General features: G+C 72.5%; 11 protein-coding genes. 8 read left to right on the forward strand and 3 right to left on the reverse strand.

Annotated features, from left to right (window positions below; all coding sequences use genetic code 11):
• Window positions 1-302 precede the first annotated feature (302 nt).
• The 3 genes from ACZ49J_RS41250 (at window position 303) to ACZ49J_RS41260 (ending at window position 5,033) form a co-directional block, all read left to right on the forward strand.
• Entirely contained in the window at window positions 303-1,322 is a 1,020-nt protein-coding gene (locus ACZ49J_RS41250; RefSeq protein WP_467457130.1) for a ScbA/BarX family gamma-butyrolactone biosynthesis protein, read from the forward strand.
• A gap of 114 nt (window positions 1,323-1,436) precedes the next feature.
• Entirely contained in the window at window positions 1,437-1,934 is a 498-nt protein-coding gene (locus ACZ49J_RS41255; protein ID WP_467457128.1) for an anthrone oxygenase family protein, read from the forward strand.
• 129 nt (window positions 1,935-2,063) lie between these two features.
• The gene (locus ACZ49J_RS41260) at window positions 2,064-5,033 is read left to right on the forward strand and encodes an FAD-binding and (Fe-S)-binding domain-containing protein (RefSeq protein WP_467457127.1); all 2,970 of its coding nucleotides are present in this window, start codon (window positions 2,064-2,066) and stop codon (window positions 5,031-5,033) included.
• Here the strand turns inward: ACZ49J_RS41260 and ACZ49J_RS41265 are convergent.
• The gene (locus ACZ49J_RS41265) at window positions 5,030-6,670 is read right to left on the reverse strand and encodes a serine/threonine-protein kinase (RefSeq protein WP_467457126.1); all 1,641 of its coding nucleotides are present in this window, start codon (window positions 6,668-6,670) and stop codon (window positions 5,030-5,032) included. The two genes, ACZ49J_RS41260 and ACZ49J_RS41265, sit on opposite strands and share 4 nt — an antisense overlap.
• A 195-nt stretch (window positions 6,671-6,865) precedes the next feature.
• Window positions 6,866-7,369 carry a MarR family winged helix-turn-helix transcriptional regulator gene (locus ACZ49J_RS41270; protein WP_467457124.1) on the reverse strand — a complete coding sequence of 168 codons (504 nt, stop codon included), beginning with the start codon at window positions 7,367-7,369 and terminating at the stop codon, window positions 6,866-6,868.
• Between the two features lie 137 nt (window positions 7,370-7,506).
• Here ACZ49J_RS41270 and ACZ49J_RS41275 point away from each other — a divergent pair, with 137 nt between their 5' ends.
• Window positions 7,507-8,862, forward strand: a complete 1,356-nt coding sequence (locus tag ACZ49J_RS41275; protein WP_467457123.1) for a pyridoxal phosphate-dependent decarboxylase family protein — start codon at window positions 7,507-7,509, stop codon at window positions 8,860-8,862.
• 298 nt (window positions 8,863-9,160) lie between these two features.
• On the opposite strand, the gene ACZ49J_RS41280 is transcribed toward ACZ49J_RS41275, so the two are convergent.
• Window positions 9,161-10,072 (reverse strand): EamA family transporter, encoded by a 912-nt coding sequence (locus ACZ49J_RS41280; RefSeq protein ID WP_467457151.1) that lies wholly within the window; start codon window positions 10,070-10,072, stop codon window positions 9,161-9,163.
• Between the two features lie 194 nt (window positions 10,073-10,266).
• Here ACZ49J_RS41280 and ACZ49J_RS41285 point away from each other — a divergent pair, with 194 nt between their 5' ends.
• The 4 genes from ACZ49J_RS41285 to ACZ49J_RS41300 are packed head-to-tail and all read left to right on the forward strand — an operon-like array spanning window position 10,267 to window position 16,179.
• Complete coding sequence (locus tag ACZ49J_RS41285) at window positions 10,267-11,061, forward strand: TIGR03084 family metal-binding protein (RefSeq protein ID WP_467457122.1); 795 nt, start codon at window positions 10,267-10,269, stop codon at window positions 11,059-11,061.
• Window positions 11,058-12,731 carry an acyclic terpene utilization AtuA family protein gene (locus ACZ49J_RS41290; protein WP_467457121.1) on the forward strand — a complete coding sequence of 558 codons (1,674 nt, stop codon included), beginning with the start codon at window positions 11,058-11,060 and terminating at the stop codon, window positions 12,729-12,731. Before ACZ49J_RS41285 ends, ACZ49J_RS41290 begins: the two co-directional genes overlap by 4 nt.
• A complete protein-coding gene (locus ACZ49J_RS41295) occupies window positions 12,728-14,326 on the forward strand; it encodes an acyl-CoA carboxylase subunit beta (protein ID WP_467457119.1) in 1,599 nt (532 codons plus the stop codon). Before ACZ49J_RS41290 ends, ACZ49J_RS41295 begins: the two co-directional genes overlap by 4 nt.
• 5 nt (window positions 14,327-14,331) lie before the next feature.
• Complete coding sequence (locus ACZ49J_RS41300; RefSeq protein WP_467457118.1) at window positions 14,332-16,179, forward strand: acetyl/propionyl/methylcrotonyl-CoA carboxylase subunit alpha; 1,848 nt, start codon at window positions 14,332-14,334, stop codon at window positions 16,177-16,179.
• Window positions 16,180-16,241 lie beyond the last annotated feature (62 nt).

A 16,241-nucleotide genomic window follows, 5' to 3' on the forward strand; every position in this document is an offset into this window, starting at 1 on the left:
GGCACCACCGCCGGTTTTCCCCGGGGCCCGGGACGGCGATTGCCGCAGAGGCGTCATCTGTGCAGGTCAACGGTGCCCGAGCAGGGTCAGCCCAGGCTCGGACTCGGGAGGGGGCGGGGCGGTCGTGGAGCGTGCGGAGCCGGTCGCTGAACGGTGGGAGGTGGGGAGAGGATGGAGAAGTTCCGGATATTGCGTGGAGTTCCGGCCACATCTCCCTTGAAAACAAAACCGCATAGTACGTATCTTCGGGCCGGAAGTGCTCGCCTGCTCGCCCATCCCATCCCGATGTCGTGGAGAGGCCCATGAGTCTGCTGACGGTTCACAAAGGCACCCCCGGGATCCCTCGTGAGGAACTCCGATCCCCGTCACCCCGCCCCGTGCCGCCGTCACCGGGATCCCCGGAGCTGCCCCGTCTGACGACCACCGTCCCCCGGGAGTACGTCCACCGCAGTTCGCTCGCCGAGGTCTTCCTCACCAGCTGCGAACGGGTCGGCGACGACACCTTCGTGCTCACCGGCCAGTGGCCGCGGGCACACACGTTCTTCACCACCGCCGACGGGCGCGGCCACGACCCCGTGCAGGTGGGGGAGACCATCCGTCAGATCGGTCTCTACCTGTGCCACGCCGAGTACGGCGTCCCCCTCGACCACAAGGTGCTGCTGTGGTCCCTGGACTTCGAGAGCGATCCGTCGCGGCTGCGGATCGGTGCCCGCCCCACCGATCTGGAGGCGGTGGCCACCTGCGCGGACTTCGGCTGGCAGGGCCGCCGGTTCTCCGGCGTCCTGCGGGTCGTCCTCCACCGGGACGGGCAGGCGGTGGGCTGCGGCACGGCCCGCTTCAGCTGCGTCTCCCCGGCCGTCTACGGGCGGCTGCGCGGCGCGCGGGCCGAGGAGGGGTCCCGCCTCTTCCACGCCTGCCCCGAGCGGCCCGCGCCCGTCCCGGCCCAGGCCGCCGGCCGGCTGCTGCCGTTCGACGTCGTGCTGGCGCCCTCCGGACGCCCGGGCCGGTGGCTGCTGAGCCCGGATCTGTCGCACCCGATCCTCTTCGAGCACGCCAACGACCACCATCCGGGCATGGTGCTGGTGGAGGCCGCGCGCCAGGCGGCCTGCGCGCTGCGGCCCGTCGGTGATTTCGCCCCGACGGCGATGGCGGTCTCCTTCCGGAACTACGCGGAGTTCGGCGCCCCGTGCTGGATCGACGCGCGGCCGCTGTCCATGGAGCCGGGCACGGGCGCCGGGGTGGTCAGGGCGGAGGTGGTGGGCGTGCAGGAGGAACAAGAGGTCTTCCGCGCGGTCGTGACCGGAACCTCCGCGGACGCCTGAGGCTGCCTGGAGATCCACTGGAACGAGCCGGATCCTCGTCGTCCGCGCCCGTAGGCTCGCTCCCCGAGCGCCAAGGCATGTCCATGACCCGACCACGAGCAGGGGGAAACCGGCGTGGAAACGGCACGGTTCGCATCTCTCATCGCCGCCACGATCACCATGGGACTGGTCAGCGGCCTGTTCTACGGCTTCTCCGTCGCGGTGATGCCGGGCCTGAAGCGAGCGGACGACCGCACCGTCGTCGACGTGATGCAGAAGATCAACGTCGCGATCCTGAACGGCTGGTTCGTCCTCGGCTACATCGGCGCGCTCCTGTTCACGGGGCTCGCCGTCGCCCTGCACGTGCCGGCCGAGGCCCGTGACGCGCTGCCGCCGATGGCGGTGGCGCTGGTCCTCTACCTGGCCGTCATGGGAATGACGAGCAGGGTCAACATTCCGCTGAACAACGCGCTGGAGAAGGCCGGCCCGGCCTCCCGGATCGCCGACCCCGCCGCCGTGCGGCGGGAGTTCGAGGGCCCCTGGGTGCGGGCGAACGCCTGGCGCGCGGTGCTCTGCACGGTGGCGTCGGGCTTCCTGTGCTGGGCCCTGGCGGAACACGGCGCCCTGGGCTGACGGCGACGGCCGGACGGCGGGATCGAGGGGGCGGTGCCTGGGCACCGCCCCCTCGCGTGCGTCCTCCGCCGGACGGGGCGGGGCGTCACCCGACGGTCACTGTCAGTGGCGGAGGGCATGCTGGAAGGCATGACGGAACTCGGGGAAGTGCGGGCCGGGCTGGAGGCCGGGCTGCGGGCCGCCGTGCGCGGTGAGGTCGCCTTCGACGCGACCGCGCGGGCGCTGACGACCATGGACGCCTCCAACTACCGCCGCGTGCCGCTGGCCGTGGTGGCGCCGCGGGACGCGGACGACGTGGCCGCGGCGCTGTCCGTCTGCCGGGACCACGGGGTGCCGGTCGTGGCGCGCGGCGGGGGCACGTCGATCGCGGGCCAGGCCACGGGTACGGGTGTGGTGCTGGACTTCACCCGCCACATGAACCGGCTCGTGTCGCTCGACCCGGAGGCGCGCAGCGCGGTCGTCCAGCCGGGTCTGGTCCTGGACCGCCTCCAGGAGGCCGCCGCCCCCCACGGCCTCCGCTTCGGGCCCGACCCCTCCACCCACAGCCGCTGCACGCTCGGCGGAATGATCGGGAACAACTCGTGCGGTTCCCACTCGGTGGCCTGGGGCACGACGGCGGACAGCGTGCGGGAGCTGTCGGTGATCAGCGGCACGGGCGAGTCGCTGCGTCCGGGCCGGGACTGGGCCGGTGCCCCCGACGGCCTGCGGGCCCTGGTGGAGGGCGAACTGGCGCGTCTGCGCACGGACTTCCCCTCCCTCTCCGGCCTCCCGCGCCGTATTTCGGGCTACGCCCTGGACGCCCTGCTGCCCGAGAACGGCGCGGACGTGGCCCGCTCCTTCTGCGGCTCCGAGGGCACGCTCGGGATCCTGACGGAGGCCGTCGTGCGACTCGTCGAGGCGCCCCGCGCCCGTGCGCTGGCCGTGCTGGGGTACGCCGACGAGAGCGCGGCGGCCCAGGCGGCCGCCGGACTGCTGCCATGGGGGTCCCCCCGCGCGAGCGAAGCCGAGCGTGGGGGAAGGCCGCTGACGGTGGAGGGCATGGCGGCGGACCTGGTGCGCGAGGGCGCGGGGCTGCCGAGGGGCGGGGCCTGGCTGTTCGTGGAGACGGGCGGTGACGCGGCGGCCGAGGCACGGGCGCGCGCGGAGAGCATCGTCCGGGCGGCGGACGTCGTGGACGCGCTCGTGGTCGCGGACCCCGCCGCGCAGCGCACCCTGTGGCGCATCCGTGAGGACGCGAGCGGCACGGCGACCCGTATGCCGGACGGCACCGAGGCCTGGCCCGGCTGGGAGGACTGCGCGGTGCCACCACCCCGACTGGGCGCCTACCTGCGGGACTTCCGGGCCCTGCTGGCGGCCCACGGCCTGCGCGGCACGCCGTACGGCCACTTCGGGGACGGCTGCATCCACGTCCGTATCGACTTCGACCTGATGTCGGAGCCGGGAGTGGCCCGCTTCCGCCGCTTCTCGGAGGAGCTGGCCGGCCTCGTGGTCTCCCACGGAGGCTCCCTGTCGGGCGAGCACGGCGACGGCCAGGCACGGGCCGAGCTGCTGCCCAGGATGTACGGGCAGGAGGCGGTCCGGCTGTTCGAGCGGGCGAAGAGGGTGTGGGACCCGGACGACCTGCTCAACCCCGGCATGCTGGTCCGCCCCGCACCGCTCGACTCGAACCTTCGCTTCACCGTCCTGCCCAGGAAGCCGGTGGACGTCGCCTTCGGGTACCCGGAGGACGGCGGGGACTTCTCGGCGGCGGTACGCCGGTGCGTGGGCGTGGCCAAGTGCCGTACCACCGCGGTCGGTTCCGGTTCCGGGGTCATGTGCCCCTCCTTCCGCGCGACCGGTGAGGAGGAGCACTCCACGCGGGGCCGGGCGCGGCTGCTGCACGAGATGCTGGCGGGCGAGGTGGTCACGGACGGCTGGCACTCCACGGAGGTCCGCGACGCGCTGGACCTGTGCCTGTCCTGCAGGGGCTGCCGCTCGGACTGCCCGGTCGGGGTCGACATGGCCACGTACAAGGCGGAGTTCCTGCACCACCACTACGCCGGCCGCCGGCGCCCGGCCGCGCACTACGCGATGGGGTGGCTGCCGGTGTGGCTGGGCCTGGTGGCGCGCACGCGGACGGCCCGGCTGGTCAACACCCTCACGTCGCTCCGTCCGTTGGCGTGGGCGGCCAAGCGGGTGGGCGGGCTGGCGGTGGAGCGGGAGATACCCCGGCTGGCGCGGGAGCCGTTCAGCCGCTGGTTCCGGCGGAGGTTGGGCAAGCACCCCGTCAGCCCCGTCGGTGTCGGGCAGACGGTCTACCTCTGGGCGGACACCTTCACCGAGTACCTCTCGCCGTCCGTCGGGCGGGCCGCGGTGCGGGTGCTGGAGGCGGCGGGCCTCTGGGTGCTCCCGACGCCCGCCACGAAACTGAGGAAGTCGTCCGACGGCGACTGCGACTCACCCCGTCTCAACCCGTACGGGGTGCTCACAGGACGGGCCTGCTGCGGCCTGACGTACGTCTCGACGGGCCAACTGGACCGCGCCCGCAAGGTGATGCGGCGCACCCTGGACCTGCTGGACCCGCTCCTCGTCCCCGGCCTCACCCCGGAGCCCCCACCCATCGTGGTCCTGGAACCGAGCTGCGCCGCCGCCCTGCGCACGGATCTCCCGGAGCTGCTGCACGACGATCCGCGCGCGGCCCGCCTGGCCGCCTCCGTCGTCACCTTCGCGGAGGCACTGGAGCGTTACGCCCCCCACTGGACCCCTCCCGTGCTGAACCGCCCGGCCATGGGCCAGACCCACTGCCACCAGCACGCGGTCCTCGGCGACGCGGCGGAGCGCCGCCTGCGCGAGGCGGCCGGCCTGACCGGCGAGCTGAGCGGCGGCTGCTGCGGTCTCGCGGGCAACTTCGGCTTCGAGAAGGGCCACTACGACGTGTCGGCCGCGTGCGCGGAGGAGCAGCTGCTGCCCGCGGTCCGGACGGCGACGGAGGACACGGTGATCCTGGCGGACGGCTTCTCGTGCCGTACGCAGCTGGAACAGCTCGCGGGACGCGAGGGGAGGCACCTGGCGGAGGTGCTGGCGGAGGCTCTGGAGCGGACCGAGGACGACAGCTCCTAGTCCGCCCTCCAGATCGTCATGTCCAGCTGCAGGAAGGCGAGTTCGGGTACCGCCGTCGACTTCGTCTGGATCGTGAGCAGCGCGATGTCCCCGGAGGAGTGCTTGACGCAGATCTCGCTGCCGTTCGCCGTCGAGGCCAGCGTCCAGCTGCGCTTCCTGGCGCTGTTGAGGAAGAACCGGCACTCATCGAGGGAAGTCCCCGACCCGCCGAACATCTGCATGAACACGCTGGTGTCGCTCTCCAGCTCGCAGCCGGTCTCCTCGCAGTTGAAGCGGATGTCCCCCTCGCGGTCCGAGCGCTGGACCGGTTTGTCGAAGCTCAGCGAGGTCTTCGCGTCCAGCCGCTGGAGTGGGTACGGTTCGGCTCGCGGTGTCCCGGGCGCGGTCGAGGAGGGCTGTGAGGCTTCCGGCGCCCCACCGCCGGCTCCCGACGCCGGCGCGGACGGCGACCCCGTTGTCGACCCCTTGGACGACCCCTTTGCCGACTCCGGCGTCGACGCCCCCGCGGACTCCTTCGGGCCGGGCGTCGACGGTGCGCCGGCGACCCAGTCGCGGAACCTGCTTCCGCCGTCCGCGACCAGCCAGGCCATGCTCGTCAGCACCAGCGCCCCCGCCGTCATGGCCACGGCCGTGATCAGGGCGTTACGCCGTCTTCGTGCCCGCACCACGTCCGGGCCCGGTGGCCGCGGCGGTGCGATCAGCGGCTGTGTGTGCAGCACCCGGGTGGGGTCGGGGACCGGGGCCGGAACCGTCACTTCCGGCCCCATGACGTCCCGCCAGACGGACACTCCCGCGTCCGCGTCGGGGCCCCGGCCGAGCCGCTGCCGGCACCATTCGACGACCTCCGCCGGGGTCGCCCGCTCCTCCGGAGCGGCGGCCAGGCACCGGGCGATCAGCGGGCGGAGCGGTGCGGGCAGGCGTGACAGGTCGGGTTCGGAGTGCACGATCCGGTACAGCACGCCGACGGCGGAGCCGTCCCCGTACAGCGGCTCACCCAGCGCCGCGAACGCGGCCGTCTGGCCCAGCGCGAAGATGTCGGTCGCCGGCGTCACCTCACCCCCGGACGCCTGCTCGGGAGCCATGAAGTGGGGCGTACCGACGGCGGAGCCCGTGGCGGTGTGCGAGGTGAAGTCGGCGGCCAGCGAGATGCCGAAGTCGATCACGCGGGGCCCGTCGGCGGCCAGCAGCACGTTCGACGGTTTGAGGTCGCGGTGCACGATGCCGGTGCCGTGGATGGCCTGCAGCGCCTCGGCCACCCCCGCCATCAGCCACAGCACAGCGGGCGCGGGCAGCGGTCCGCGCCGGGCGACGGCCTCCGTCAGGGAGGGCCCGGGCACGTACAGCGTGGCCAGCCAGGGCGGTACGCCGTCCGCGTCGGCGTCGATCAACTCGGCGGTGTAGGCGCCCCGGACGCGCCGGGCCGCCTCGACCTCCCGGCGGAACCGCCGCCGGAAGGCGGGGTCGTCGGCCAGTTCCGGCCGCACCACCTTGATCGCCACCGGCCGGCCGCCCTGCGTGTGCGACAGGTAGACCCGGCCCATGCCGCCCGCGCCCAACCGGGCGGCGAGGCGGTAACCGGCCACGACGGGCGGATCATCCGCCTGCAGCGGCTGGAACACCTCGGTCGCGTTGTTCATCGGTTCTCTTCCCCCTGGTCCCCTGGTCCCCCGGCCAGAAGCCTAAGCGGGCGGCCGCGGCCATCGGACGGAAAACCGAGGACGCCCCCGCGACGGCGGGGCGGGGGACGGCGCAGGTCATCAGCCGGCACTGCCCATGGCGCGTCCGTCCGGGCCACGTGCCGCAAGTGATCCATTCGCCCCTCGGTCCAAGAGCTATCGACGGGTTGCAGGCGGTGCACTGCCTGGCACGGCTCTGTTGATCTCGGTCAGGGCTCGGATGAGTGAGGGGTAGTCGTCTTCGGCCACGGGGGTCACAAAGCATTCCTCGACGACCTCCGCATGGACAGCGGATGCCTCAAGGAAGACGGCACGTCCCTGTTCAGTGGCTTCCACGATGGTGACGCGCCGGTCCGTCGGGGAGGGGCGGCGGCGGACGAGGCCGGCCTCCTCCATGCGGTCGATCAGCCGTGTGGTGCCGCTGCTGGTGAGGACGAGTTCGTGGCCGAGGGTGCGCTGGGAAACCTCCTCGCCGGGTTGGCGGCAGAGCCGGATCAAGAGTTCGAACATGGTGTGGTGGATGCCGCAGCGCGCCCGCAACGCCGCGTCGATCCGGTGCTCTAGGCGAGCCGCGGCCTTGAAGAGCAGGCCGAAGTCGTGCACCAGCTCGCTGCCTGCCGCCTGTGCGGCCTGGCGTTCCGCGTCGTCACCGTTGCCCACCAGAAGATTCCCTTCGGGTCCAAACTAGTTAGTTGACTACTCACTCGCTGACTGCTCAACTAAAGCTACCCAACGGGACGCCCTCTGTCACCGGCGACCTGGCATGGAGCGGGAAGTGGAGCGAAAGGAGAGCGGGCATGGATCTCAACCGATGGCTGGGGGAAGCGGCCCAGGCGGTTCAGGACTGGTCAGCGGGCTTCGGCCCCTATGAGGCGCACCCCGCGCAGCAGGTCACCGACGAGGTGTTCGCCCCCGCGTTCGCCGAGTTCACGGACCGGCTTCGGGACAACTACCCCTTCTTCCACCCCCGGTACGCGGGCCAGATGCTCAAGCCGCCGCACCCGGCCGCCGTGGTCGGCTACCTCACCGCCATGTTGATCAATCCGAACAACCACGCCCTGGACGGCGGCCCCGCCACCGCGCGCATGGAGCGCGAGGCCGTGGCGCAGCTGGCGGCGATGTTCGGCTTCGACACGCATCTGGGTCACCTCACCACCAGCGGCACGATCGCCAACCTGGAGGCTCTCTTCGTCGCCCGGGAGAGCCACCCCGCCAAGGGAGTCGCCTACAGCGCCGAGGCCCACTACACGCACGGCCGCATGTGCGGCGTACTCGGAGTGGAAGGGCACGCCGTCGCCACCGACAGCGCGGGCCGCATCGATCTCCAGGCCCTGGAGGAGCTGCTGCGCACCGGGCAGGTGGGCACGGTCGTGCTCACCACCGGGACCACCGGTCTCGGCGCGATCGACCCCGTGCACCAGGCGCTGCCGCTGTGCCGGCGATACGGTGCCCGGGTCCATGTGGACGCCGCGTACGGCGGTTTCTTCACCCTGCTGGCCGGCGCCGACGGGCCGGAGGGGCTCGCGCCGGAGCCCTGGCGGGCCATCGCAGAGTGCGACTCCGTGGTCATCGACCCGCACAAACACGGGCTCCAGCCCTACGGATGCGGCGCGGTCCTTTTCCGCGACCCCGAGGTGGGGCGTTTCTACCTGCACGACTCCCCGTACACGTACTTCACCTCCACCGACCTGCACCTCGGCGAGATCAGCCTCGAATGCTCCCGGGCCGGCGCCTCGGCCGCGGCTCTCTGGCTCACCTTCCGGCTGCTGCCGCCCACCCCGCACGGGCTGGGGCGCGTCTTGGCGGCGGGACGCAGAGCAGCCCTGCGATGGGCCGAACTCATCGACGCCTCTGATCTTCTGACCCTGTATCAGCCGCCCGAACTCGACATCGTCAGCTACTTCCCCGCCGTCGAGCCGGCCGCCCTCTCCGCGATCGACCGCACGTCTGCCCGTGTCCTGAACGACGGCATGACCGCCCCCGACGCCGTCTTTGTCAGCACCCTCCGGGCCTCCGCCGACGCTTTCACCCACCGTCATCCCAAGATCGATCGCGACGCCGAGGGCGCCCGGATCCTGCGCAGCGTGCTCATGAAGCCCGAAAGTGAACATCACGTCGAGCAACTGCACTCCGCTGTGGAACGCCTCATATGACACCGGGTTCGCCATGCCGACCTACCCCGGGAAGCACGAAACTGGCCGTGGCTCTCTGCGGGAAGTTGAGGGGGGTGGGTCCGCGGAGCGTGAACACTTCGCGGGAAAGTGTTCACGCTCCGCGGACAGCTTGCCCGTCGGGCTCAGTTCAGCTGCTTCAGCCGCCGCCCCCGGCTGTCCGGAACGGTTATTGGTTCCGTTCACGGGCCACTACGAGTTCCTCCTCGGCTCCTTCGTCGCCGAGCGTCCCAAGGAGCGCGACGGCGAAGACCAGGCCTAGCAGGGCCCTAAGACCCGCCTAGCCCTTGCGCCCCACCTGCGTCCGCACCGCCCCCATGCTCGCCACGATGACCAGCGCGATCGCGAGGGCCTCGGTGGGGGAGAGGGCCTGGCCGAGGACCAGGAAGCCGGCTGCCGCGGCGATGCCCGGTTCGAGGCTCATGAGGACGGCGAAGGTGGAGGCGGGCAGTCGGCGCAGGGCGAGGAGTTCCAGCGTGTACGGCAGGACGGACGACAGTACGGCGACGGCGGCGCCCAGCGCGATCGTGACCGGGTCGAGCAGCCGTGCCCCGGCCTCCACGGCCCCGAGCGGCAGGAACAGCACCGCCGCGACCGCCATCGCCAGCGCCAGCCCGTCGGCCTGCGGGAAGCGGCGTCCCGTACGCGCGCTGAAGACGATGTACGTCGCCCACATGGCCCCGGCGCTCAGGGCGAAGCCGACGCCGACCGGGTCCAGGTCGCCGAAGCCCCCGCCGCTGAGCAGGAAGACCCCGGCGAGGGCCAGCCCGGCCCAGACCAGGTTCACCGCGCGACGGGACGCGAGCACGGACAGCGCGAGCGGGCCGAGCACCTCCAGCGTGACCGCGGGTCCGAGGGGGATGCGGGCGACCGCCTGGTAGAAGAGGCCGTTCATCGCGGCCATCGTGACGCCGAAGGCGACCACCGTGCCCCAGTCGGTACGGGAGTGCCCCCGCATCCGGGGCCGGCAGACGACGAGCATCACGACCGCGGCCACCAGCAGCCGCAGCGTCACCACGCCGAGCGCTCCGACGCGCGGCATCAGACTCACGGCCAGTGCCCCACCGAACTGCACCGAGATCCCGCCGGCGAGCACCAGCCCGACCGGCCCGAGGGAGCCGCGCCCGTGCGGCCGGCCGGTGTGGGCGGGGACGTGGGCGGGCGCGGACTGGTCAACGCTGGGGAGGTTCACAGGGCCGTCCAAGGGCTCAGGGGAGAGTGTGTGGCAGGGCGGACGTTCAGTCCATTGGACTTCGAGGTTTAGGGTAGTGACCCTCGTCAGGTGTGTAAACCTGATTGAGGCTTACCTCCGCGGCGCGCGAGTCGGCCGCATCAAAAATGCAAGCACGCTTGCTTGTTTTTGTTCCCACTGCCATGCTCACCCCCATGTCCGACCCGATGCCCGTGATCGACGACCTGTGCGCCGAGAGCGAGGAGCTCGACCTGCTCGTGGGCGAGTTGAGCCCGGAGCAGTGGGCGCTTGCGACCCCGGCCCCCGGCTGGACCGTCGCCCACCAGATCGCGCACCTCGCCTGGACCGACCGCGCCTCCGTGCTGGCCGTGACCGATCAGGACGCCTTCGCCCGCGAGGTCGAGGCGGCGCTGACCTCGCCCGGGAACTTCGTGGACAACGGAGCGGAGGAGGGCGCCGGGAAGCCGCCCGCGCGGCTGCTCGCGGACTGGCGGGCCGGGCGCGAGGCCCTGGAGGGCGCCCTGCGCGCCGCACCCGACGGTGCCCGGTTCCCCTGGTACGGCCCGCCCATGTCCACGGCCTCCATGGCCACCGCCCGCCTCATGGAGACCTGGGCCCACGGCCTGGACGTCGCCGACGCGCTGGGCGCGGCCCGCATCCCCACCGACCGGCTCCGGCACATCGCGCGCCTCGGCGTCCGCACCCGTGACTTCGCCTTCGGCGTGCACGGACTGACCCCGCCGTTCGAGGAGTTCCGGGTCGAACTCCTCGGCCCGTCCGGCGAGTCGTGGACGTACGGCCCCGACGATGCCTTGCAACGCGTCACCGGCCCCGCCCTCGACTTCTGCCTCCTGGTCACCCAGCGGGCGCACCGCGCCGACCTCGCCCTGCGCGCGGACGGCGCCGACGCGGACCGGTGGCTGGACATCGCCCAGGCCTTCGCGGGCCCGCCGGGAGCCGGTCGCCCGCCCGAGGGAGCGGCACAGTGACCCTCCGCATCGGCAACGCCTCCGGCTTCTACGGCGACCGCTTCGACGCGATGCGCGAGATGCTCACCGGCGGCGAGCTCGACGTCCTCACCGGCGACTACCTCGCCGAGCTCACCATGCTCATCCTCGGCCGCGACCGCCTGAAGGACCCGGCCGCCGGGTACGCCCGCACCTTCCTCCGTCAGCTGGAGGAGTGCCTCGGCCTCGCGCACGACCGCGGCGTCCGTGTCGTCACCAACGCCGGCGGCCTCAACCCGGCCGGACTCGCCGACGCCGTACGGCAGTTGGCCGACCGGCTCGGCATCCCCGTCCGGGTCGCCCACGTCGAGGGCGACGACCTCACGCACCGCCATCCAGGCACCCTCGCCGCGCACGCCTACCTCGGCGGGTTCGGTATCGCGGCCTGCCTGCGGGAGGGCGCCGACGTCGTCGTCACCGGGCGGGTCACCGACGCGGCCCTCGTCACCGGCCCCGCCGCCGCCCACTTCGGCTGGACGCCGGACGACCACGACCGGCTCGCGGGCGCCGTCGTCGCCGGGCACGTGCTGGAGTGCGGCACCCAGGCCACCGGCGGCAACTACGCGTTCTTCCAGGACGGCGACGTCCGCCGGCCCGGGTTCCCCCTGGCGGAGCTCCACGAGGACGGCAGCTGTGTCATCACCAAGCACCCCGGCACGGGCGGTCTGGTCGACGTCGGCACGGTGACCGCCCAGCTTCTGTACGAGACGACGGGCGCCCGGTACGCGGGACCCGACGTCACCGCCCGCCTCGACACCGTACGGCTCACCCGGGAGGGACCCGACCGGGTACGGATCGAGGGGGTGCGCGGCGAGGCACCGCCCCCGGCCCTCAAGGTCGGCCTCAACCGGCTCGGCGGCTTCCGCAACGAGGTCGCCTTCGTCCTCACCGGCCTCGACGTCGAGGCCAAGGCCGCCCTCGTGCGCGAGCAGATGACCGACGCGCTCACCAAGTCCCCGCCCGCTGAGGTCCGCTGGGACCTCGTCCGCACCGACCGGCCCGACGCCCCGACCGAGGAGACCGCGAGCGCGCTGCTGCGGCTCGTCGTACGGGATCCGGACCAGGCGGTGGCCGGGCGGGCGCTGAGCGGGGCCGCCGTGGAGCTGGCGCTGGCCAGTTACCCGGGCTTCCACCTGCTGGCGCCACCCGGAAAGGGCGCGCCCTACGGGGTCTTCGAGGACGCGTACGTCCCCCATGACGCCGTCGACCATGTCGCCGTCCTCCACGACGGACGCCGGATCCCCGTGTCCCCGGCCCGCGACACCCTCGTACTCGGCGACGTCCCGGAGCCACCCCTGCCGCCTCCGCCGCCGCAGGGCCCGGCGAGGCGCGCCCCCCTCGGCCTGGTCGCGGGCGCCCGCAGCGGGGACAAGGGCGGCAACGCCAACGTCGGCGTCTGGGCCCGCTCGGACGACGCCTGGCGGTGGCTCGCGCACACCCTCACGGTCGACCGCTTCCGCGAACTCCTCCCGGAGACGGCGAAGTCGCCCCTCACCCGCCACGCCCTGCCGAACCTCCGTGCCCTCAACTTCGTCGTCGAGGGCATCCTCGGCGAGGGCGTGGCATCCCAGGCCCGCTTCGACCCCCAGGCCAAGGCCCTCGGCGAATGGCTGCGCTCCCGCCACCTGGACATCCCGGAGAACCTCCTGTGACGGTCATCAGCTCCGCCCTCGACACCAAGAGCCCCGACTACACGGCCAACCGCCAGGCCATGCTCACCAGGCTCGCCGAACTCGACACCGAGCACGCGAGGGCCCTCGCGGGCGGCGGCGAGAAGTACGTCGCCCGGCACCGGAAGCGCGGCAAGCTGCTCGCCCGCGAACGCATCGAGCTGCTCCTCGACCCCGACACCCCCTTCCTGGAACTGTCCCCGCTCGCCGCCTGGGGCAGCGACTACACGGTGGGCGCCTCTCTCGTCACCGGCATCGGGGTCGTCGAGGGCGTGGAGTGCCTGATCACCGCGAACGACCCGACCGTACGCGGCGGCGCCAGCAACCCCTGGAGCCTGAGGAAGGCCCTCCGCGCCCACGACATCGCCCTCGCCAACCGGCTGCCGCTCATCAGCCTCGTCGAGTCGGGCGGCGCCGACCTGCCCTCGCAGAAGGAGATCTTCATCCCGGGCGGGGCCGTCTTCCGCGACCTCACCCGGCTCTCCGCCGCCGGCATCCCCACCGTCGCCGTCGTCTTCGGCAACTCCACCGCCGGAGGCGCGTACATCCCCGGCATGTCCGACCACGTGATCATGGTCAAGGAACGGGCGAAGGTGTTCCTCGGCGGCCCGCCGCTGGTGAAGATGGCCACGGGGGAGGAGAGCGACGACGAGTCCCTGGGCGGGGCCGACATGCACGCGCGCGTGTCGGGCCTCGCCGACCACTTCGCCCTCGACGAGCCGGACGCCCTGCGCCAGGCCCGCCGCGTCGTCGCCCGCCTCAACCACCGCAAGGCGTACGGCGACCCGGGCCCGGCCGAACCCCCCAAGTACGACGAGGACGAACTCCTCGGCATCGTCCCGGGCGACCTGCGCGCCCCCTTCGACCCGCGCGAGGTCGTCGCCCGGATCGTCGACGCCTCCGACTTCGACGAGTTCAAGCCGCTGTACGGGACGAGCCTCGCCACCGGCTGGGCCACCCTCCACGGCTACCCGGTCGGCATCCTGGCCAACGCCCAGGGGGTCCTCTTCAGCGAGGAGTCGCAGAAGGCCGCCCAGTTCATCCAGCTCGCCAACCAGCGCGACATCCCCCTCCTCTTCCTCCACAACACCACCGGCTACATGGTCGGCAAGGAGTACGAGCAGGGCGGCATCATCAAGCACGGCGCGATGATGATCAACGCGGTCAGCAACAGCCGCGTCCCCCACCTCTCCGTCCTCATGGGCGCGTCGTACGGCGCCGGCCACTACGGCATGTGCGGACGCGCCTACGACCCCCGCTTCCTGTTCGCCTGGCCCAGCGCCAAGTCGGCCGTCATGGGCCCCCAGCAGCTCGCCGGCGTCCTCTCCATCGTCGCCCGGCAGTCGGCGGCCGCGAAGGGACAGCCCTACGACGAGGAAGGGGACGCCGCCCTGCGCGCGATGGTGGAGCAGCAGATCGAGTCCGAGTCCCTGCCGATGTTCCTGTCCGGGCGGCTGTACGACGACGGGGTCATCGACCCGCGCGACACCCGTACCGTCCTCGGCCTGTGCCTGTCCGCGATCCACACGGCGCCGTACGAGGGCGCGCGCGGTGGCTTCGGCGTCTTCCGGATGTGAGGCCCATGATGACGAGTCTGCTGATCGCCAACCGGGGCGAGATCGCCTGCCGTATCGTCCGCACGTGCCGTGAGCTGGGAATCCGAACGGTCACCGTGCACTCCGACGCCGACGAGAGCGCCCTGCACGCGCGCGTGGCCGACGCGACCGTACGACTGCCGGGCGCGGCACCCGCCGACACCTACCTGCGCGGCGACCTCATCGTGAAAGCGGCCGTCGCGGCGGGCGCCGACGCGATCCACCCCGGGTACGGCTTCCTCTCCGAGAACCCCGGCTTCGCGCGCGCCGTCCTCGACGCGGGCCTCGTCTGGATCGGGCCGCCCCCCGAGGCCATCGAGGCCATGGCGTCCAAGACCCGCGCCAAGGAACTCATGGGCCTCGAACCCCTCCACAAGGTCACCGAGGACGACCTGCCCGTCCTGGTGAAGGCGGCGGCGGGCGGCGGCGGACGCGGCATGAGGGTCGTACGCCGCCTGGAGGACCTGGACGCGGAACTGACCGCCGCCCGCGCCGAGGCCCTGAGCGCCTTCGGCGACGACGAGGTCTTCGTCGAGCCCTACGTGGAGGGCGGACGGCACGTCGAGGTGCAGATCCTCGCCGACACCCACGGCACCGTGTGGCCGCTCGGCACCCGCGACTGCTCCCTCCAGCGCCGCCACCAGAAGGTCATCGAGGAAGCCCCGGCACCGGGCCTGTCACCCGAACTGACCGACTCCCTCCACACGATGGCCGTACGCGCCGCCCGGGCCGTCGACTACGTGGGCGCGGGCACGGTCGAGTTCCTCGTCTCCGGGGACACGGCCCACTTCCTGGAGATGAACACCCGCCTCCAGGTCGAACACCCCGTCACGGAGGCGGTGTTCGGCATCGACCTCGTCGCCCTGCAGATCCGCGTCGCCGAGGGCCACGCCCTCGAAGAGGACCCGCCGCGCGCGCAGGGTCACGCCGTCGAGGCCCGCCTGTACGCCGAGGACCCCGCCCGCGACTGGGCCCCCCAGACCGGCACCCTGCACCGCCTCACCGTCCCGGACGGCGTCCGCCTGGACACCGGCTACACGGACGGCGACCCCATCGGCGTCCACTACGACCCCCTGCTCGCCAAGGTCGTCGCCCACGCCCCCACCCGCGCCGAGGCCCTGCGCAAACTCGCGGGCGCCCTCGAACGCGCGCGGATCCACGGCCCGACGACCAACAGGGACCTCCTCGTACGCTCACTCAGGCACGAGGAGTTCACCACGGCCCGCATGGACACCGGCTTCTACGACCGCCACCTGCAAACCCTGACCGGCCAGGGAACCGGTGACCCGTACGCCCCCCTGGCCGCCGCCCTCGCCGACACCCACGGCCGCTCCCGCTTCGGCGCCTGGCGCAACCTCCCCTCCCAGCCCCAGACCAAGCGCTACACCATGGCGGGCGAGGAACACGAGGTCCACTACCGGCACACACGCGAGGGCCTGACGGCGGACGGGGTACGGGTCGTCCGCGTGACGTCGGATCTCGTGGTCCTGGAGACCGACGGCGTCCAGCGAAGGTTCGAGGTGGCCCGCCACGGCGACGAGGTGTACGTCAACAACACCGCCCTCAAGGCCCTGCCCCGCTTCCCCGACCCGACAGCCCAGCACGCCCCCGGCTCCCTGCTGGCCCCCATGCCGGGCACGGTCGTACGAGTCGCCGAGGGCCTGACCGAGGGATCCCGGGTGGAGGCGGGCCAGCCCCTCCTCTGGCTGGAGGCGATGAAGATGGAACACAGGATCACAGCCCCGACAACGGGCACACTCACGGCCCTGCACCCAGTCCCGGGCGAGCAAGTGCAGGTGGGTGCCCTATTGGCCGTGGTGCAGGAGGCCCAGTAGGGGCGCGGGGCTGTGTCGATCATGCGGCTCCGCCGCGTGGGCGCGACCAGCCACAACAAACC

The organism is Streptomyces sp. NPDC030840 (assembly GCF_055572015.1).

What these genes read in the sequence shown, in the direction of transcription:
- ACZ49J_RS41250 (WP_467457130.1), top strand. Translation starts at nt 303, where the DNA reads ATGAGTCTGCTGACGGTTCACAAAGGCACCCCCGGGATCCCTCGTGAG.
- ACZ49J_RS41275 (WP_467457123.1), top strand. Translation starts at nt 7,507, where the DNA reads ATGGATCTCAACCGATGGCTGGGGGAAGCGGCCCAGGCGGTTCAGGAC.
- ACZ49J_RS41300 (WP_467457118.1), top strand. Translation starts at nt 14,332, where the DNA reads ATGATGACGAGTCTGCTGATCGCCAACCGGGGCGAGATCGCCTGCCGT.
- ACZ49J_RS41265 (WP_467457126.1), bottom strand. Translation starts at nt 6,670, where the DNA reads ATGAACAACGCGACCGAGGTGTTCCAGCCGCTGCAGGCGGATGATCCG.
- ACZ49J_RS41260 (WP_467457127.1), top strand. Translation starts at nt 2,064, where the DNA reads ATGACGGAACTCGGGGAAGTGCGGGCCGGGCTGGAGGCCGGGCTGCGG.
- ACZ49J_RS41285 (WP_467457122.1), top strand. Translation starts at nt 10,267, where the DNA reads ATGTCCGACCCGATGCCCGTGATCGACGACCTGTGCGCCGAGAGCGAG.